General features: G+C 41.4%; 17 protein-coding genes, 1 pseudogene and 2 CRISPR repeat arrays. Of the genes and pseudogenes, 3 read left to right on the top strand and 15 right to left on the bottom strand.

Features of this window, described 5'->3' with window-relative positions; translation table 11 throughout:
• The first annotated feature begins 52 nt into the window (after positions 1-52).
• Positions 53-766 (top strand): type I-B CRISPR-associated protein Cas5b, encoded by a 714-nt coding sequence (gene cas5b, locus BVF91_RS10690; RefSeq protein ID WP_085113384.1) that lies wholly within the window; start codon positions 53-55, stop codon positions 764-766.
• Positions 744-3,107 carry a CRISPR-associated helicase/endonuclease Cas3 gene (locus tag BVF91_RS10685; protein ID WP_085113383.1) on the top strand — a complete coding sequence of 788 codons (2,364 nt, stop codon included), beginning with the start codon at positions 744-746 and terminating at the stop codon, positions 3,105-3,107. Before cas5b ends, BVF91_RS10685 begins: the two co-directional genes overlap by 23 nt.
• A 163-nt stretch (positions 3,108-3,270) precedes the next feature.
• Positions 3,271-4,298: a CRISPR direct-repeat array (repeat unit 30 nt; unit sequence GTTTTTAGCCTACCTATAAGGAATTGAAAC).
• A 650-nt stretch (positions 4,299-4,948) separates the two neighbouring features.
• On the opposite strand, the pseudogene BVF91_RS13625 reads toward BVF91_RS10685, so the two are convergent.
• Together BVF91_RS13625 and BVF91_RS10670 are read right to left on the bottom strand one after the other, a co-directional pair.
• A pseudogene (locus BVF91_RS13625) lies at positions 4,949-6,049 on the bottom strand (recombinase family protein); the annotation flags it as partial.
• Positions 6,046-6,282, bottom strand: a complete 237-nt coding sequence (locus BVF91_RS10670) for a helix-turn-helix domain-containing protein (RefSeq protein ID WP_085113382.1) — start codon at positions 6,280-6,282, stop codon at positions 6,046-6,048. The pseudogene BVF91_RS13625 and the gene BVF91_RS10670, both read right to left, overlap by 4 nt.
• A 94-nt stretch (positions 6,283-6,376) precedes the next feature.
• Here BVF91_RS10670 and BVF91_RS10665 point away from each other — a divergent pair, with 94 nt between their 5' ends.
• Entirely contained in the window at positions 6,377-6,976 is a 600-nt protein-coding gene (locus BVF91_RS10665) for a ScaI family restriction endonuclease (RefSeq protein ID WP_085113381.1), read from the top strand.
• On the opposite strand, the gene BVF91_RS10660 is transcribed toward BVF91_RS10665, so the two are convergent.
• From BVF91_RS10660 to BVF91_RS10595, 13 genes are all read right to left on the bottom strand, one after another.
• Complete coding sequence (locus BVF91_RS10660; protein ID WP_085113380.1) at positions 6,953-7,816, bottom strand: DNA-methyltransferase; 864 nt, start codon at positions 7,814-7,816, stop codon at positions 6,953-6,955. The two genes, BVF91_RS10665 and BVF91_RS10660, sit on opposite strands and share 24 nt — an antisense overlap.
• Positions 7,817-7,966: 150 nt before the next feature.
• The gene (locus tag BVF91_RS10655) at positions 7,967-8,716 is read right to left on the bottom strand and encodes a hypothetical protein (protein WP_085113379.1); all 750 of its coding nucleotides are present in this window, start codon (positions 8,714-8,716) and stop codon (positions 7,967-7,969) included.
• A complete protein-coding gene (locus BVF91_RS10650; protein ID WP_085113378.1) occupies positions 8,700-8,912 on the bottom strand; it encodes a hypothetical protein in 213 nt (70 codons plus the stop codon). The genes BVF91_RS10655 and BVF91_RS10650 overlap by 17 nt, the downstream gene beginning before the upstream one ends.
• Positions 8,913-9,334: 422 nt before the next feature.
• Positions 9,335-9,679: a hypothetical protein gene (locus BVF91_RS10645; protein ID WP_085113377.1), complete on the bottom strand. Its 345-nt coding sequence runs from the start codon at positions 9,677-9,679 to the stop codon at positions 9,335-9,337.
• Between the two features lie 5 nt (positions 9,680-9,684).
• Positions 9,685-9,930: a LuxR family transcriptional regulator gene (locus BVF91_RS10640; protein ID WP_085113376.1), complete on the bottom strand. Its 246-nt coding sequence runs from the start codon at positions 9,928-9,930 to the stop codon at positions 9,685-9,687.
• A 429-nt stretch (positions 9,931-10,359) separates the two neighbouring features.
• On the bottom strand, positions 10,360-10,779 hold the full coding sequence (locus BVF91_RS10635) for a hypothetical protein (protein WP_085113375.1): 420 nt from the start codon (positions 10,777-10,779) through the stop codon (positions 10,360-10,362).
• A gap of 5 nt (positions 10,780-10,784) precedes the next feature.
• A complete protein-coding gene (locus BVF91_RS10630) occupies positions 10,785-11,216 on the bottom strand; it encodes a hypothetical protein (RefSeq protein WP_085113374.1) in 432 nt (143 codons plus the stop codon).
• 475 nt (positions 11,217-11,691) lie between these two features.
• Positions 11,692-14,142, bottom strand: a complete 2,451-nt coding sequence (locus BVF91_RS10625; protein WP_085113373.1) for a DUF3854 domain-containing protein — start codon at positions 14,140-14,142, stop codon at positions 11,692-11,694.
• Positions 14,114-14,422 (bottom strand): hypothetical protein, encoded by a 309-nt coding sequence (locus BVF91_RS10620; protein WP_085113372.1) that lies wholly within the window; start codon positions 14,420-14,422, stop codon positions 14,114-14,116. Before BVF91_RS10620 ends, BVF91_RS10625 begins: the two co-directional genes overlap by 29 nt.
• Positions 14,423-14,748: 326 nt before the next feature.
• Entirely contained in the window at positions 14,749-15,027 is a 279-nt protein-coding gene (locus BVF91_RS13190) for a hypothetical protein (protein ID WP_143589008.1), read from the bottom strand.
• A gap of 172 nt (positions 15,028-15,199) precedes the next feature.
• The gene (locus tag BVF91_RS10610) at positions 15,200-16,039 is read right to left on the bottom strand and encodes a hypothetical protein (protein ID WP_085113370.1); all 840 of its coding nucleotides are present in this window, start codon (positions 16,037-16,039) and stop codon (positions 15,200-15,202) included.
• A 556-nt stretch (positions 16,040-16,595) separates the two neighbouring features.
• The gene (locus BVF91_RS10600) at positions 16,596-16,829 is read right to left on the bottom strand and encodes a hypothetical protein (protein ID WP_085113368.1); all 234 of its coding nucleotides are present in this window, start codon (positions 16,827-16,829) and stop codon (positions 16,596-16,598) included.
• Between the two features lie 19 nt (positions 16,830-16,848).
• On the bottom strand, positions 16,849-18,159 hold the full coding sequence (locus BVF91_RS10595) for a hypothetical protein (RefSeq protein WP_085113367.1): 1,311 nt from the start codon (positions 18,157-18,159) through the stop codon (positions 16,849-16,851).
• Between the two features lie 131 nt (positions 18,160-18,290).
• Positions 18,291-19,250: a CRISPR direct-repeat array (repeat unit 30 nt; unit sequence GTTTTTAGCCTACCTATAAGGAATTGAAAC).
• Between the last annotated feature and the right edge of the window lie 52 nt (positions 19,251-19,302).

The following is a 19,302-nucleotide window of genomic DNA, read 5'->3' as shown; positions in this document are numbered from 1 at the left end:
AAACATCTCAGGAAAAGATGATAATGAGGTTCTTGAGAAAGGAATGTATAGAATGAAGTTATTGATTTTTGACGTATACGGTGATTTTGGGCATTTTAAGAAGTACTATACCACATCATCGCCGCTTACATTTTCATTTCCTCCCTCACCGACTATAAAAGGATTAATAGGTGCGATAGAGGGAATAGGGAAAGAAGATTATTTAAAAGTTCTAAGCTCTGACAAATGCAAATTAGCGGTGAGAATTCTAAATCCAGTCAAAAAAATGAGAATGGGGCTTAACCTTATAAATACAAAGGATAATTTTTGGATCCCACTGAAAAAGAAAAATCACGAAGCCCGAACGCAGGTAAAGATGGAGCTTTTAAAAGACCCTATGTACAGGATATATTTTCATCACACAGATGAAGATCTTTTTAATGACATAATTGAAAAACTAAAAAATCACAAAAATGTGTACACAGTTTCATTAGGGTTAAGTGAAATGATTGCGGATTATAGATTTGTGGGCGTGGAAGATGCTTTTGAGACTGGAGATGTTGAGACTGAGATATCCTCTGTTTTGCCATATAAGTATATTTTAGAGGATAGGATAGTCTTTGAAGACGGCAAAAAATACTTTAAAGAAAAGATTCCTGCCGATATGGACGAAGAAAGAATTGTATTGGATTATGCGGATGTAGTATATGAAGCCAACGGCAAAAGCATAAGATCGTACGTATCAAATAGTTGGGTGATAAAAGATGAACACATCGTGTTTTTCTGAGCTTTATTCACACCCTGATAAATATTTAGAAGAACATTTATCAGGATGTGCAGATTTAACAGAGCAGTTTTTAGATGAAGTCAAGGTTAATTTGATGGATGAGGAGTTTCTATCAAAGCTTGTCAAGATTGTGGCTTTATGCCATGATCTTGGCAAGTCTACAGGCTTTTTTCAAGAATACTTGACTTCACAAGATAACGATAAGAAAAAAGAGCTTAAATCAAAGAAAGAAACACATCATTCACTGATTTCGGCGGTTATAGCTTATTTTGCTGTAAAGCAGGAGATAAGCGGATTAGACATTGACAATGATACTAAAATATTGCTTCCTTTTATATCGTATATAGCTGTAAAAAAGCATCACGGAAATCTGAATGATGTAGCTACAGAAGCCTCTTTAGAAGACAGCGACATAGAGATAATGAAGTCTCAACTTCATAGCATAGACGAGACAAAATTTAAGATATTAAGCGACAATTTAAAGAAAGCTGGTTTAAATATTGATCTTAATAAGACAACTATAGCTAATAATATAGAGAATATAAAAAATGAGATGAGAAGCATAAGGTCATATCTAAGGAAGATAAAGCAAAAAGAGGATTTGACGTACTATATTCTCATAAACTATGTATTTTCACTGCTTATAGATGCAGACAAAAGTGAAGTCGTGATTGGAAAGATTTCGCCATCTTATACGGAATTGACTTCAGACGCAGTTGATAAATACAAATCACAGATTAGCTACAAAGATAGCAAAATAAATGTATTAAGGGAAAATGCGTATAGAGAAGTAAATGAAAATGAGATAAATGTAGATGAAAGAATTTTATCCATAAACCTTCCTACAGGGCTTGGCAAGACTTTGGCGTCTATTTCATTTGCTTTAAAATTGAAAAAGAAGCTTTACGATGTATACAACAAAGATTTCAGGATTATCTATTCGCTTCCCTTTTTAAGTATAATAGAGCAGAACTATCAGGAATTTGAAAAGATATTAAAAAGCAATAATATAGATATTAGCACAAATGTATTGTTGAAACACCACCATCTTTCAGAAGTAAAATATAGTGACAATGAAACAGAATTTGATACAGAAAAGTCAAAAATAATGATTGAAGGCTGGAATTCGGAAATCATAGTTACGACATTTATACAGCTTTTTCACACTCTTTTGTCTAACAGAAACAGCGCATTAAGAAAATTTCACAGAATAGCAAATTCCATAATAATACTTGATGAGATTCAGTCAATACCTTTTTATTACTGGAAGCTTGTGAAAGAAGTCTTAAAAGCAGTTGCATATAAATTGAATTCATACATAATATTTGTTACGGCAACACAGCCTATGATATTTGACGATAATGAGATTGGGCAGCTTACAGACAAAAGAAAGTACTTCAGTCAAATGGATAGAGTAGTAATAAGGCCAGTTTTACAAAAAGAAATGCATCTTGATGAACTAATAGATATGTTTAATTTAAGGGATGGAAGGAGCTATCTTTTTATACTGAACACCATATCATCAGCGAGACAATTTTATCAATTATTAAAAGAAAAGTTGCCGGATGAAGAGATAGTATACATGTCTACCCACGTAATACCGCATGAAAGGCTTGAAAGGATAAACCTTTTAAAGACAAATAACATAAAATACGCTGTTACCACACAACTTGTGGAAGCTGGTGTAGACATAGACTTTGACGTTGTTGTAAGAGATTTGGCACCGCTGGATTCTATAAATCAATCAGCAGGCAGGTGTAACAGAAATTGGGAGGAAAAAGGAGAAGTATATGTAGTATCATTGATTGATGAAAAAAATAGGAAATACGCTTCGAGGATTTACAATAAAGTCATGCTAAATATTACTGAAAGGATCTTGTCAGAGTACGAAACAATATCAGAAAAAGATTTTCTAGACATAATAGATCATTATTATAGGGAAATATCACAAAATCTTTCATCAAAAGAAGCACTTGACATTTTAGATGCGATTTTCAAGCTAAAGTATGACAGTGATGATGGGACGCCAAGTGTAAGCAAATTTAAACTCATTGATGATGAATACTACAAAGTAGATGTGTTTATAGAGTATAACGAAGAAGCAATAGACTTATGGCAAAGGTATACCAACCTCAAGAAAATAAAAAATCTATTTAAAAGGCGAAGTATATTTGACGAATTTAAAGCTGATTTTTATAAATACGTAATATCAATACCAGAGAAAACAGAAAACATGCCTGCAGAAGTAGAAGGCTTCAAATATGTCAATGCTGCTTCTTTAAAAGATTATTACGATAGTGAAACAGGGTTTAAAACGAGTGATGTGTTAAGCATTTGGTAAGTGTCGTCGATGTACAATAGTGCAAAAATTGCTGGACATCGACGACACATTGCTATAGCGATAAGTTGAATTTCCGGCAGTTTGTGATATAATAAAGGCATAAGCTTTACATGAGATAAATTTTGCGCAAGATAAAAGTGCTGGATTTTCTACGTTCTAACGAGTTTTTAGCCTACCTATAAGGAATTGAAACTATAACCACCTCAAATAATTCGTTGTGGTCTTGGAAGTTTTTAGCCTACCTATAAGGAATTGAAACCATCTGCCGGAAATGTTTATTGGGACTACGGAACAGGGTTTTTAGCCTACCTATAAGGAATTGAAACCCTTGCACATTGACTGCAAAGTCTGCATCTAAGTCACTGTTTTTAGCCTACCTATAAGGAATTGAAACAACATAACTGGAAAATGCTGTTGATTAGCTTCTGCAAGTTTTTAGCCTACCTATAAGGAATTGAAACCTTTCCGGAATTCTGAAGTATTGTGCCAACTTATGAGTTTTTAGCCTACCTATAAGGAATTGAAACAAAGTTTTAAAAAATTTTTATTATGTTTTTTGCTTGTTTTTAGCCTACCTATAAGGAATTGAAACTTTGCTCTAATTCTAATATTTTACTTAACTTATGATGTTTTTAGCCTACCTATAAGGAATTGAAACATTTTTTATACACATTGTAAAAATGTGGATACTGCTGTTTTTAGCCTACCTATAAGGAATTGAAACAGTATATATTTTTGTTTATGTTAGTCTCTGTATATAGTTTTTAGCCTACCTATAAGGAATTGAAACTTGAAAGCTAAAGAAAACACATCTTTACTTAAATCAAGTTTTTAGCCTACCTATAAGGAATTGAAACAAACGTGTAAGGATTGCAAGTTTAGTGTTCCAGATTGGTTTTTAGCCTACCTATAAGGAATTGAAACTCTTTTGTGTGTTTTCTTTTCCATACTTGTCTACTAGGTTTTTAGCCTACCTATAAGGAATTGAAACAAATCTAAAAACCTAAAATCAATTAGATTTTCTAAAAGTTTTTAGCCTACCTATAAGGAATTGAAACAAAGAACTTAGAATTATATCCAATGCAGGTTTTAAGTTTTTAGCCTACCTATAAGGAATTGAAACTTTCAATTCCTCATTTTTTGCTTTACGTAAATGTTGCAGTTTTTAGCCTACCTATAAGGAATTGAAACAAACTAATATTGATATTCCCTATTGGTATTAACCCTCTCACCTCCACTCGGTCATGGTATACGTGAACGGTAATATGGAGCTTATCAAATAGCTGACGTATCGCTATCTTACCACCTCCGTGCATTGCAAAAGTCAATAGTTCTTCATGTTCCTGTGCTTGTTTACCAGCTTCGCTAAAATCAATGGTAACTTTCTTTTCCTGTCTGGGAGTGGTAACTACTACCTCTCCTGTTTTATTGTCAATAGTTAAAGCGGCGTCCCACATCATTTTAATTTCGCTTTGCAGTGCTTCGTACTCTACTTTCCAGTAGCCATTCTCAAGAGCCTGTTTGATAAAGTCCAAATCCCTTTCTAGCTTCTGTAGGTGACGGAGTTCATTCGTCTGGTGTTTATGCTGTTCACGGAGTTCAGCTATCTTCTTATCCAGTTCAGAAGCTTCCTTCTCGTATTCTGATACTGATATTCTTCCTTTGCGGAATAGGTAGTTCAACCTTTCTTGCTCGTCCTGTAATTCCTTCATTTGCTTTAAGGAAGGCCCAACTAGAAGCTCCAGTTCCTGTTTTCTTCGCTCCCAGCTTTCTAAGTGAGCCATAATCGCTTCTTTCATCTGTTCTGGCTGCTGCAAAGCTTCCAATATTTTCGGTACAACCTGTTGGTCGAGCCAGTCAGCAGGAATTCTTGGAGAATCGCATGTAGGACTCCCATCTCTGTGGTAGCGTTTGAGTCTGCCGTAGCAAGAGTACACCGCCGTTGTTCCGTGGTCATAGGTTCCTCTAAACTGCAACCCGCATATTCCACAGTGAATAATTCCAGTAAGCAAAGGCGTTTCGTGCTTTCTCTGCCAGAACTTTGCTCTGTTTCTTCTTTCTTGTGCTAACTGATAGGTGTACTCCTCTACAATAGGTGGGAAGGGAATAACAATCCAGTCATCTTCAATCTTGTCTGGTTCGGCATTCTTACCATCCCTACCAAAGTAGTTCTTACCTATGTATGCCTGATGAGTAAGAATCTGTCTGACAGTAGCGTTTGACCAGTGCTTGACGTATTCACCTTTTTGACCTCTTTTACCTCTCACTCCTACCCGAACTCCACGGACAGCAGAGGGAGGGAGGATACCCATATTCGTTAACTTATCAGCGATAGCTTCCATTCCCAATGGTTGACCGTTTTCATCACCATACACGTACCAGTGGTAAATAAGCTTAACAATTCTTGCCTCTTCCTCGTTAATCTCGAACTCTCCGGTCACTGGGTTTTTCCGGTAACCATATAGAATGTGACCACCTGGAAACTGGCCCATTCGTGCCTTCTGGTATTTTCCCATCTTCATCCTTTCGGTAATCATTTCTCTCTCGTGTTGTGCGAAAGCAGCGAGAATTGTGGTAAACATCTTTGATGTTGGGTCTTTAGTATTAACGAACGGTTCCTGTACACTGACAAAAGTGATACCGTTTTTCTCGAAGACATCTTCTAGTAAGTATAAGGTATCTTTCGGACTTCGACTTAACCTATCAAGTTTCCACGATACCACCGTGTCAAAAGAGCGTAAAGGAATATCCGCAATCAATTGTTGAAGTGCAGGTCTGTCTAGTGAACTTGCACTGTAGCCATCATCTCGATAAACATTGATGAATTCCCATCCCAATGCCTTACAGTAATTTCTGATAGATTCCTCTTGAGCGTCAAGAGAATAACCGTGTTGCGCTTGTTCCTCCGTACTTACTCTAATGTAACCTACAGCTTTAGTCACAGTGGGACACCTTCTTCCACAGGTTGCTCTTTAGCCTTCCTTTGCAGTAAATTGAGCATAGCGAGCACTGCGCCGTAAATGGCAACATCTTCCCGCTCTATAAACCACTGGTCACCAACCGAGGTTTTCTGTTTGAAGCCCGGCAGTTTCTTGTCTCGAAGGAGGTTAGCTACCGCAATGGGTGATATTCCGAGAATTTCTGCGGCTTCCTTGACCGTAAGTAGGTTATTCACAAATATCACCTCCTATGGTATAATTATAAGATAGGTCCTAGCAACTTTAAAGAGGGCTATTTGGTTTTATATTGGAAGAAGTGGAGGTTGTTGTATGCTTCAGTCACCCTATAAAGAAAAACCAATTGAACAATGGGAAGAAATTACTACGCAGTTAGTAAATGACCATCCTCTTAAAACAGATGAGATAGTTGATATCGTGTTAAGTTCGTGGAATGGTATATTTATGAGTGATATTGGTGCAGGCAAGTACAAAATAGGAAAAGATATTTTTCCAAAACCACAAATAATGGGTTTCCTCCTAAATGAGCTCATTGCTCTTGAACTAAGTAAAAGGTATCCTGGCAAATGGCGGGGGGATATTACCGCCGACGAAAAAGACTTAGTCTATCTTCCGGATAACTATTACTCAATAGAAATCAAGACTTCATCGAATGATAAACATATTTATGGTAATCGAAGTTATGCTCAAAAAAGTTCCCGCTCAAAAAAATCCAAGTCGGGGTATTACCTTGCAATTAATTTTCAAAAGTTTGAAAGTGGGGCTAAAAAACTGCCCCAGATTACATTGGTGCGTTTTGGGTGGCTAGACCACGAAGACTGGATAGGTCAAAATGCTGCAACAGGACAACAAGCAAGACTTAATCCAGAAATCGAACAAAAGAAGTTGTTAGTCATTTATCAGGGTGAATAGGCTAACTTGTGCTGAGCTATGTCGCACCTCATCAAGGAAATCTTCGATGCGTTTAGCAGCAATTTCGCAATACTTTTCATTAATCTCAAAGCCAAAAACTTTTCTTCCGTGCTTTAATGCTACAACCGCAGTGGTTCCTGAGCCCATAAACGGGTCCATAACTATATCGCCGGGATTACTACACGCTTTGACTATTCTCTCAATCACAGCTTCGGGAAACTGTGCAGGATGAGGTGTGCGCTCTTTAGAGCTCCTTCCGTTACCAGATGTCACCTTTGGGATTTCCCATACATCGGACGGATTTTTGCCCAATGGATTTACCTTAATCTTTCCGTTCTTTTTTTGGTTGGGATATTTTACATTTGGATCCCGTATCTTATCAAGGTTAAAGGTATATTTGATAGGGTTCTTAACATACCACAAAAACTTTTCATTACGCGGGCTAAGCATTTTTTTGGCAGCTACTCCAGCCCCATAATGCCATACAACTTCTTGAATTAAATAGAATGGATTTGAATTCCATAATAGGTAAGGCAAGGGTACCGCTTTGCCTTTTCCTTTTACTTCCACATAGCCTAGATTCCACCAAAATGCTCCATCATCTACAGTAAGACGGTACACTTCGTGCGTCCACTCTTTCGACCATTCTATGTATTCTTCTAAGGGGAGTGGAGTTTCATATTCTTTCCCAATGTTATACGGCGGTGAGGTGACCGTCAAATTAACTAATCTGTCTGGCAACTTTCTCATAGCCATTAAGCAATCTAAATTGTAGATATAGCAGTTGTCTGTTTCGTAAAATGGAGTTCCAAGTATATTACGTATTAGTTCTAATTGCATAGTTCCATCTCTCCTCCTTCAACTGCCAAGTATTAAGTAAAGGAAATTTTCTCTTTCTATTTTGGCCAACCAGGTAGTAGTAGCATTTGACAGAGTACCTTTCTTGCCTTCTAAAGTTGCTACCACCCGTAGTAATCTCATATTCTTAAACTAATCTAAAACACTTATTGTGCCGAAATACGTCTTCACACCCTTCCAATCGGGAGGAGCAGGTACACCTTTTGGATATTGAATAGGATAATTTAATACCCAATAGTCAAGGTCATGCAGTACCTGATGAGCATACCACAGACTTTTGATGTCGTGGTTCTTCACAGCTTTGTCTATCAGTTCTTGAGCTCTAGTAATATCGTCAACGAAGGTGGTTTTGCCAGCGAAAATCGTCTTAATGCCTTCAAGTTGTTGGATATACCATTTACCGTCTCTTTCGTTGTATACCTTCTCAGTGTAGCCGGGAATTTCTATTGTGCCGGTCTTCTCCCAGAAGACCCAACCCGGGCTATTAGGGTTACTGTACTTTTTAATCCAGTTTTCTGCTTCATAAATAAAGCCAGACTCGAAAGACATATGTAGCTCGTGGACGGTCTTTTTTGCTTTCTCTAAGTCTTCCTGCTTAACATTCTTAAACAGTTCAGCTTGAATCTTTTCCACCACATCTTTATCGGGTAAGGGAACATCTAACTTATGGAGGTTTTCTTTGCTGATAACAATATCCGGCGTATCCGCAGACGCAATTTCTTGAGCAGCGGAAGTATTTTCAGAGGCTGTCTTATCTACTTCCTGAACTGGATTATTCTTTGCTGGTTGTGTTGCCACTTGAGGCTTTGAAAAAATTAAATATCCGCCAACAGCGGCAGCAGCTATTACCACCGGTATAACAATCTTATACCGACCTTTCATCGCCGATTTCCTCCTTTGCAATTTCGCCGCTTGGCAGCAGGTCCACCTCTCTAAGGTACTTTATCGCAGCCCACCGAACAAGGGCAGCTAGGCTACGGTCGGTCATCAACGCTGCCTTCTTAACGGCTTCGTATTCGTCTTCGGTAAAGGTAACACTTACCAATTTAGTACGTGGTTCCGCTTTCCGAGGAGCCATGCAACCCACCTCAATCAACTTGATGTATTCTGATAGAAATTATATCAAAGTCTATCAATAAAGTCAACTACGGAAAGTAAATCGAGGTGGGTTGGGCTACTTATAGATAAAGCTGATACTTTAATGTACCAGAATTCTTCCAATGGTTGTAGTGACAGACGTAGTCGCTGCCGTAAGCAGCCATCGCTTTCGTGGTAGCCTGTTTGGTAGAGGGGTTAACGAAACCCATCCGGCAACGAGAAAGCTCTCTATCGTAGAGAGGGCAGGTCTTACAGGTACGCACTTTAAGCATAATCTCACCTCCCAAGAAAGTTGGTAATTGACACGGGGTATAAAAAATATTGAAGAAAAAAGTTCCGTAGGGCATAGAGTCGTATAATTGGTTTGCAAGAGAGAAAAACCAGAAGGCGCCACGCTTTTCTTCACGCAGCGCCTTCCTTTTTGGCTTTTTCCTGTTCAGGCTCAGTTTCTTTCTTCTCAGCTTTGCGTTTGAGATAGTATCGCTGGATTTCTTGCTCTACTTCGGCAATCTTTTTTGAGTACCAGTCAACCCGCAGTCGTTGCTCCAGCATCTTCAGTTCTGCCAGCTCGTCACCATTTTCAAACTTCTCACGGTAGACTTCCTCCTGCTTAATGGCGTATTGAAGGTTAGCACGGAAGGCATCTCTTTTAGAGCGCAATGCCTGCAATTCCGGCGGAGTGTTGCCAGGAGGGATAACTAAAGACTGCTTGGGTTCAACCGGCTCGCTCTTGGTTCTTGGTGCCACGGTAATCACCTCCCTTCGCTATGCAGGAGTTTTCTCAGTCGGTTGAGGACAGTGCCTACGTCCTCTCCGGAGTGGAGAAGCTGGCTGTAAATGCAGGAAAGCTCATAAACTAGAGAAGCTGGAGCCTCTTTCACGAGCATCTCCAGCTTCTTCGCGGCTACCACAGAACAGGTGTCTGTAGGCAGCGTTTGTTGGTGTTCCAGACATCGAATGATGTCTCGCACTTTTTTGAGCACTTCACGTTTGGTCATAGCACCATCTCCTTTCTTTGTTGGAAAAATCTTACAACTTATGATTATATTATAGTATAGTTCAGTCATGAATAAAAGAGGGGGCACCAAAATGTTTGTCGAATTTTGTCAAATCATACAAGAAAAAAGAGCCTGCTTCTGAGGCTCTCCGTAAGAAAACTATACCGGATAGGTAAAAGATGTTACTTGCGAGGACGGAGTTCCAGCAACTTAGCTTCGATACGCTGCTGAGCGTTACGGTTTTTCAAACATTCTCCACATACACCGTAGAACGCAACCTGATACTTGTTGGTCGGATTTAATTGCTCTGGAGACGGGAGGAAGCACCCAATGTAAGAAATCTGTCCAGAACCGCACAAAATACAACCATGCACGTGTTTACTCGCTAATTCCAATGCCTGCTCGAGCCTCAAACTATCATCACCTCTTTCAGCCAACTGATACTTGAACGGTAGCATAGACCGGAGCAGTCAGAACAGCAAAAATGTGAGAACGTGGGATGTGCTTATCTATCCACTTCAAAACGTCTTCCAGAAGAAAGCTGTAGTCTTCCTGTTCCGATGGGTCACTCCAGTTACCGTAGAAAAATCGAGCTTTCGTAGGAGTGATGTCAAATCGGTCTAGCCAGCCGTGACGCTTACTGATTCTCTCTAATGCCTTCATCTCGGAGGGAAGGAACTTAAGACCAGTGGGAGAAAGGTCAAGAGTGACTTCACAATAGTTGTGCTCCGTCTGGAAGTCTACGATAATCATTGGAAGACTATGTTCGTAGCACATCCGTTTGTAAGACTTAAACCTCTGCGGAGAGGTAGTGTCTAAGTCACTTATTTTAAGAACCGGATAGGGCATACTAATCACCTCCTCAAGTTTCTACGTCGGACGGCATCGAAGAATTTGTCTAGGAACTGCCGTTTCTCGTGCCGAGGGACGATAACGTCGAAGAAATAGCGGACTCTTTCGTCCAGAGAGTTGATGTAGTAAGTTGGTCGGACTGTCGCTCCTAGTTCTAGCATAATTGGTAACATCTTCATAGCGAAACCGTCTCCGAGAGCATCCATCACGTCTTTGTGCCACTTATATGTTCTACCATCAACAACAAATAATGGTGCTTCCGGTAGTTCATCAATATCGTGATAGTATGAAGCACAGATGGTATCCCAAAGCTCCTGGTCGTAATTCGTAACCCACGGCATGACCTCAATTAGAATAGCATACTGCTGGTTGCTCCATCGCTGGTCTTGATATTCGATTTCCTTCAAGAATTCTTCATAAGTGGAATTACTCATATAATCTCACTCCCTACCATTTATTGTTAATGATTAAATTATAAATGGCTTGACAGGAACTTTATAGGGAGGAACTTTTTTACTTCGGAAGAGGAAGAAACAGTCGTTGTAACAGAGGAGTTTATTGTTAGCTTTGCTAGCTTAGGGCTAGCTCCCGCTAGCTCGAAGCTAGCAACGGCAAATCTACTATTTGCAAGTATTTTACGATTCGTGCCTAGCTATCTTAGGTTTTTTGGTATATCTCTATATATAGTTTTTATAAACACCTCTCTTAAAAAATTCCATATAAAGGAATATGCTAAAAAAGCTAAAAAAGCTAGCAAAAACGCCGCAAACTATTGATTTTATTGGATTTTCGATTGCTAGCTTCGTGCTAGCTTAGCTAGCTTCGATGCTAGCAAAGCTAGGCGTGGGAACCAACAGAAAAGCCCAGCCAAGCATTATCGCTTAGTTGAGCTTAAATGAGAGGTGGTTTTTAGCAGGTGTAATAAGTAGTGTTCGGGTCTCTTCGGTGAACTCGAATTCCAGTAACTTCTGCTACCAGCTCCTCCTGCTCCCGAATGTAGCCAGCAAGTTCCTGCGGATTATGGAAGGGATACGGAATGGTACTTGGGCCATTGGAGTTGGCCAGAACCCAATCAGTAATTTCTCTAAGCTGGAAAATTGGTTTCTTCTGTCCTGCTTCTATTTCTTGTCTTCGCTGCTCCGCAAATTCCCTTAGAACCATCAATGCGTTATCTGCTTGGTACTGCGTCTGCCGTATCACCTCTGGCAACTTGTCAACAACAGACTCCATGGTAGAGAGTAGCTGCCTGCTTTCATCAAGAGCCTCTGCCATCAGTAGCAGTGCCCTCTCGAAACCCTCAAGACGTACACTCTTACGCCGGTAGGCTTCAAACTTTGTATCGACAAGCTGGAAGAAGCGTTGAGCGGCAACGAGCATATCAGTTAGCAATGCTTCCCGACCAGGGTTGTCGTATAGTACCTTCCACTCCCAGTCGTCTACCTTTTGACCTTCCGGTATCTTTTTGAATCTGAAAACTAACGACCGCTCCATCAAATCTGAAGCGTGGATGGGTAGACGAGTAGCAGTAATAGCGAAAGTGCAGTCTGTCTTAACGGTTACGTCTGTGTTGGAATAGAGAGGACGGTATTGAATTTTCTTTAGCGTGACAGCCCTGGCGATTTCTTCCTCGAATTGCTCCCGGTAGTTTCTCAAGCTGCCTGGTCTGACGTTATCAAATACGTAAATCCCACGGGCGCTGGCAAGGAAAGTTCTCAACTCTTGCAAGTCCCTTGGAGTGACTCCAACGCCTATCTCTCCAACAAGAACTCCTGTCCGAACGTAGTAAAAGCGAGATTTCCCTGACCCAGCTTCACCGATAGCCATTTCCACTGGCAACTCCAATCCTCTCCAGTCCCGGAAAAGAGGAGAGAGGTAGCAGAGGACTTCAAGCAGTGTTCTTTGTTCTTCATCTGTAAAAATGGAATGACTGTCAAGGTTGAGAGTATCCACTACCTGACGCCATAACCTTTTTGGTTGTGAAGGTAAGTTCTGGAAGTCTATCTTAGCTGGCTTAACGATTCCTTTTTTGAACAGCACGCCGTCAACACCGTTATCCTCCAAAGTGATAGTATTCTTAGTCACCCTCGCAACTGCCGAGTCGCTAAGCTGAACGTATAGAACGTCCGTTGGTACTTTCGGCGGTTCGTTCACATAAGAAACCTTACGAATCCTCACCCGAGGGCAGCCTTGTATGAAAACTGTTGATAGCCGGTTTATGACCTCTCTATCGGCGGTTCCAATACCGTATTTAGCTGTGATTAGCTCCGCAAACTCTCCAACCCGGAAGGCATTTGCATTTTCAGTCCAATCTACTTCGTAAAGAAGTTTCTCTTTCCCATCGAAGTAGTAGAACTTTCTGTTATCCGCCTCATCACGATAACGCCGTCCTTCATAATCTAGGTCGGCTACTATTGCTGTGGCTGCCATTTCGTAATCGTCCCGGTTTAGCCCTCGTTTTCTTAAGTGTCTTTGCAGCCAGCTACGCAGTTGCGGTTGTATCGGAAATCGAGCCTGTTTAGCCAATTCCCAAAAATCGTTAGCGGTGTGGGTAAGCAGGAAGTCATCCAGTCCAACCTTTTTTCCTTCCTTTTCCGGAGGAGGCAGAATGACCTGCCTTACATCAGCACCCCGTTTGAACAGCCAGAAAGCGAAATCAAAGGCGGCTTGCTGGACTTGCTCCTTGACTGGAAAGCCAGTTGATGAATCACTATCGAAGACAATGTAAACTGTCCGCTGTCTCCAGTCAAATTCGAGAAGTTCTGGAGCTACGTGTTCTTCCAGCAACTGGATAGCCTCCGCATCCTTTATCGTAAAAGTGATAAAACCTCTCTTGCTTTCTCCAATTTCGCTCGGCTTGATTTTGTACTTACCGTGCCTAACGTTATTGACGCCACCAAGGGCAATGGCGGGAATGCCTTCTTGTACTGCTTTCGCAGCTTTCTTTTCGCCCTCCACTATGACGAGAGGCTTAGAAGTATCTTTGGCTATCTTCCAGACTTCCGGCAGAACATAGACGTGAACGCCACTGTCCTTTGGCTGAGCGTACTTAACCTGTTTTCCTTCGGAATTGATAGGCGGTTGATGGTAGCGAATACGGAAGAAAGGGATTTGCTCCTTTTCGCCAGTAATGAGCCTGTCATAAATGGGATTTCCGTCCTTATCGAAATACGGAATGACGTAGCCGGTGCTTTGTGGGAAAGGAGTCAAGTTTCTCTCTACATCTGTAGCATCCCTGACACCCATCTTCTTAATGGTCTCTTCATTTAGTCCGCTACGCTTCAAGTCTTCCATCGAAAGTGGTGAAAGTAATAGCTGTAAGTTATCCTGAACGTTACATTCCAGTACCCTCGCTGTGGTCATTTTGACCAGCCTCCTTCTTCAATGTTTCTCGTTTAATGTAGTTAATGCGGTCTCCTAGCTCCCGCATCGCTCTAACGTAGTCGAACAGGTTTACGGTCAGGTTTTTGTCACCCTCGAACCTCGTTCGCAAGTCCCGCAGGGTGGAGAAGTCTGCTTCTGGGTAAAGGAACATTACTTTCTTTGCTCCAGGAAACGGAACTCTGATTTCCGGCTTATAACCGTTCAACATTAGGTAAGCAGCGAAATGCAAGTCCTTCGTGTAGAAAGGCTCTCGTTGCATAGTTATCAAACCTCCTTAAATTTAGTTGGTTTTTCTTTCCACGTATAAAAATAGTTGACGAAATAAGTTCCTAGGTGCATAGAGGCTTATAAACGTTAATCCAACGATATTTTGACGTACTAACTTGTGGTTTTGCTTTCTTTTAAGTAAAGGTAGCCATTCCCAATTACCGACAAAGTTACCAGCGACCAAATCAGCCAGAACATTCCGTCTCGCCTCCTTTAGGTGGTCTGCCAATACGTTTTGAGCTTTTTCGCATTCCTTCAGAGATGCGTTTCCTACGTTCTTTGTTAGCTTCCGGGTCACGGAGAAAGCTCAGATACTTCTCACGTATTTCTGGATTTTGCCAAGCTTGTTTCACGCTTTCGCTCTGCCGAGCCCTCACCTCTGGGTCTTGCATCGCTTCTTTTATTGCTTGTCTTACCTTCTCTCGGAACTCTTCTGACTGGCAGACTTGTCGAATCTTTGAGTTCGGCTCTTGCCACTGCTTCAGCATCCTCTGACGATGTTTTTCTCGATATTCGTCTGATTGCCTTGCTTGACGTAACTTTGAGTTCGGGTCTTGCCAGAGGTCCTTTACTACTTGACTCGTCGTCTTTCGCCACTCCTCGTAGGCTGGAGAGTTACGCCAAGCCTCATATTCTGGTGTTCCTTTCTTAGGTAGAGGCACTATCTCACCTCCTTAGCTTCCTTATGGATAAAATTTTAGGTTACACCAACGGAACTTTATAGAGAGCAACTTTTTTCTGGAGGAGAAAAAAATTCCATCAGTGACGGTCAAACTCGGTGAAACTCAACTAGCTTCTCTACCACAGTAGTAATGTCTTCTAACTCAGACTCCCAGATGACCAAGCAGTCGAAACCGTACTGACGGAAAAACTCGATTCTCTCCTGTGGGTCCTGACCTTCGTGCCAGTAGTCTCCGAAGACCTCGATTAGCTTTTTCTTACCGTTGACATTTGCAAAGTCCGGACATTTCCCACCGATGATGAGTTGCCCGTCTCCAACGTACTTGTACTCTCCAGGGAAAAGTTCGTTGAGGCGTTGTTCTATAAGCTTCTCCGGACGAGTTTGTCGGAGGTGCTGCGTGAGAGCTTTGCGTGCGTAGTCTGGGTCTTGCCAGAGTTCTTGAAGTGCTTGACGAAGCTTCTCTCGGAACTCTTCGGACTGACGTACTTGATGCATCTTCTCTCGAAACGCCTCATCCTGCCAACGCTCTTTCATCATTTGCTGAAAACTCTCGCTCTGCAGCATTGCTTGACTCTTCTTCTTTCTGTATTCTTCGGACTGCATTGCTTGACGATACTTCTCGCTCTGCAGCATTGCTTGACGGAGCTTCTCTCGATACTCTTCGGACTGCATAAACTGTCTTGATTGGCGATACCTCTCACTTGTGAGCATCTCTTGACGGAGCTTCTCTCGGAGCGCCTCATCTTGCCATTGTCTCTTTGCCGCTTGACTCATCTTCGCTCGGAACTCCTCTGACTGCATAGCCTGACGGAGCTTCTCTTGAAACTCTGGATCTCGACGCCGCTGCCTCATCCGTTGACGATACTCCTCATACTGTGGAGAATTCCTCCACGCCTCATATTCGGGTGTTCCCTTCTTGGGTGGCATTTCTAATCACCTCGATAAGTCTTCCATCAACTGTTCTCAGATTAAAACGAGACCTCTGATGGGCGAAAACAGCTTCTAGCAACGTTCGAGGTCTCGTTAGGCAACAGACGGGAATTAACCCTATTTGACGGTAGTGATAGAGAGGGATGACTTCCACTTCAATCGGACGATAGCACAGGCCACAGAACACTTGCTCGATGCTTTGTGGGAGAAACGCCTCACTCTGAAGAATCGGTACTGGAATGCCAGGTACATGCTGTTCACGAACTTCTCCGACTGGCTGGCCTCTTAACGTAACTAAACCGTATAGTGGGAAAGGAAGCTTAGTCGGGAAGGAGTAGATTCCTCCATCGTCATCGGTTACTGGAACCCTTGGATGGAAGTGCTCTGACACGGTAACCTTCCCGACCTCGAAGGTCAGCGGCTTCAACTCTTTCCCACAGGTAGGACAAGTGTGCGAAACTCCCAACCTGCTGACAAACGGCGATACGAACTGCGGTCTTCCGTCTATCAGATTGATGTTTACTTGGTGGTAGACAGTCACGCATTTCACCTCTTATCCGGCATTCTCCAATTGTTTCTTGATTCGGCTTGGTACCAAATCGTAGTGGTAGGTTGCTTCACAGCACTGCATTCCCAACGGGCAGTGGTAGAGAGCTTCCCACTCGTTGTCACCAAAGGCGCAGATAAAGTCGTATCCGAAATTCCCGAAACAGGTTCGAGATAGCCTTTCAGCCAACTCGTCTTTCATTAGTTCGTTCCACTTATTCCAGTAAGCAATCGGCAGCATGGCATTCATCTCCCTTCTGTTACTCGTTAAAGATTTTTTGGTTAATCAGCTTACTAAGTTCGTGACTAGGTGGTAGCGTCCTGAACAGGCTGCTCCAGAAATCACTGTCGTCACGCTTCTCAATGTCTGGTTGAATGTTGTCTGGATACTGCCAGCGTGCGACGCTAGACAAAGTTTTCAGGTCACCGGAGAGGTAACTCCTTTCGGACTTCTCCTTTTCCACAGAAACTTGCACTCTCTTAACGAATGTATACCAGTTGCTGGCTAGTTCTTGTCCTCGCTTGAAGAACTCTTCCATTTCCATCTGCGTGTAACTGTTACCGTCACGTTTACGGGTAGGCGTAGAAATCTTATCAACGGTAGCATCGTCTAGAGTACCCACGGTCATCAGCATGGAGAAAATATCGGTTAGCTGTTTAGTAACCTTCTCCTTAGCAGTATCTGTCAGCCTGTCCCGATAGCTGAGGACGTTTGGCAATTCCTTTAACCATTGGCTTAACCGTCCTTGCAAATCCTTGGCCTGTAACGTTACTGCACGGTACATGCTTGAAGAGTAGGGTTCGTAACGCTCCTTCGTCTCCTTAGAGAATCGTGTAAAGTCGTTAGCAGTAAATGGCGGGCGTTTCAGCCCGTAGATTTCTTCTAGAAACCGCGCGATATTGTTCATATCGTAACTTCCCTCCTCAACCTCTCTCTGGAGAGCAGTAGCTCTCCGGAAATTTTTCTGGACGACCTCCTTCTTAACGGAATCTAAAAGCCCCTGGAGGATTTCATCATCGGAACGTGCGAATGATGTGCCGTTGGCAACGGATTTTGATACTTCGTAGTTGCGGAGGACTACCTCCACGTAACTTTCAAAGGAACTCCGGTTACCCCTCAACGCTCGCCATTCCTTAGCAACCTTATCAACCTTCTTGCGGAATATCTCATCCGTTTCGTAACGCTTTCTTACCTCATCCCACATACCTGACCCCTCCTTTTCAGATTTTGAAGTAGTAGCCGTATTGACGGCTTTAGTGGTAAAATGTTGAAAGAGCAATCGCATCAAGTTGTCAATGCGCTCTAACGTCTGAGCATCTTCCAAGCTATCCTTAGCGTACTTAACGAAGGCATCTTCCTGCGGGTACTGGTTCAGTTGTTCCAATGCTCTCCGTCTGACATTTTCCAGCTCGCTGTTTTCATCCTTTTGTACCGGAATGAAGAATGAGTTACCAACCTGCTTACCGCTTGGACTAAAAAGCTGCACCTCACCGGTCTTGGTATTGGTGCGTTTCAAAAGCGGTCCGAACTCGCTGGTGATAAATTCTTCTTTCCAGTTATCAATTGACATCTGACAACACCTCCTTGGCAATTTTTAGTTAGGCTGCTTTAATGGTAATCAGGAAACCGATACTTGAGGGAAAATCAAGATTAGTTCGTTGAAACATGACAAAGAATATATAGTTGGTGAAGGTGTAAATAGTTTTTAGCCTACCTATAAGGAATTGAAACAAGTATCTTTTAAACTAAACATTTCCCCAGATTTAGTGTTTTTAGCCTACCTATAAGGAATTGAAACTTAAATAAAAATAATATAAATAGTGATACATTTAAAGTTTTTAGCCTACCTATAAGGAATTGAAACTGAAATTGATACAATAAAAAGGTATGAAATAAATAAGTTTTTAGCCTACCTATAAGGAATTGAAACTTGACACTACAATAAAAGAATAGTTTTATAAAAAAACGTTTTTAGCCTACCTATAAGGAATTGAAACATTGAAGAACTTTATTTTGATGATGACAAAACAGCGTTTTTAGCCTACCTATAAGGAATTGAAACCTATGTTAGGAAAGATGGTAGTATATACAGAGGCAGGTTTTTAGCCTACCTATAAGGAATTGAAACCAAGATGCAGGTAATTATTCGTCTTATAGTTTTATGTTTTTAGCCTACCTATAAGGAATTGAAACCCTTTGGCGCCTGCTTCTACTGAATATCTAACTGCATGTTTTTAGCCTACCTATAAGGAATTGAAACATCAAAAATGATAGCAACATGGTCAAGGTTTTAGAAGGGTTTTTAGCCTACCTATAAGGAATTGAAACTTTGGTCTACTGTATATCCCTCTTTAAGACGTGCTAGTTTTTAGCCTACCTATAAGGAATTGAAACATCTTCCAATCAATATTGCCCTATTCAACATTTGCAATTGTTTTTAGCCTACCTATAAGGAATTGAAACTCTAATTTGTTTCTTAAGTTTTTTATCTTCAATTGTGTTTTTAGCCTACCTATAAGGAATTGAAACATGAGAGCCACTGCCTCTGCTCTTGTGATAGGTTGGGTTTTTAGCCTACCTATAAGGAATTGAAACCATGTGATGAACAAGTCATTAAAGCAGCTCTCGCAGGTTTTTAGCCTACCTATAAGGAATTGAAACAATAGTGTAGTAGGGTATACTTCTGAAGAATTGTTAGTTTTTAGCCTACCTA

This window comes from Thermoanaerobacterium sp. PSU-2 (genome assembly GCF_002102475.1).
Lineage (GTDB): Bacteria > Bacillota > Thermoanaerobacteria > Thermoanaerobacterales > Thermoanaerobacteraceae > Thermoanaerobacterium.
The sequence above is the reverse complement of the archived record's forward strand: the minus strand, read 5'-3'. Positions and strand labels throughout refer to the sequence as shown.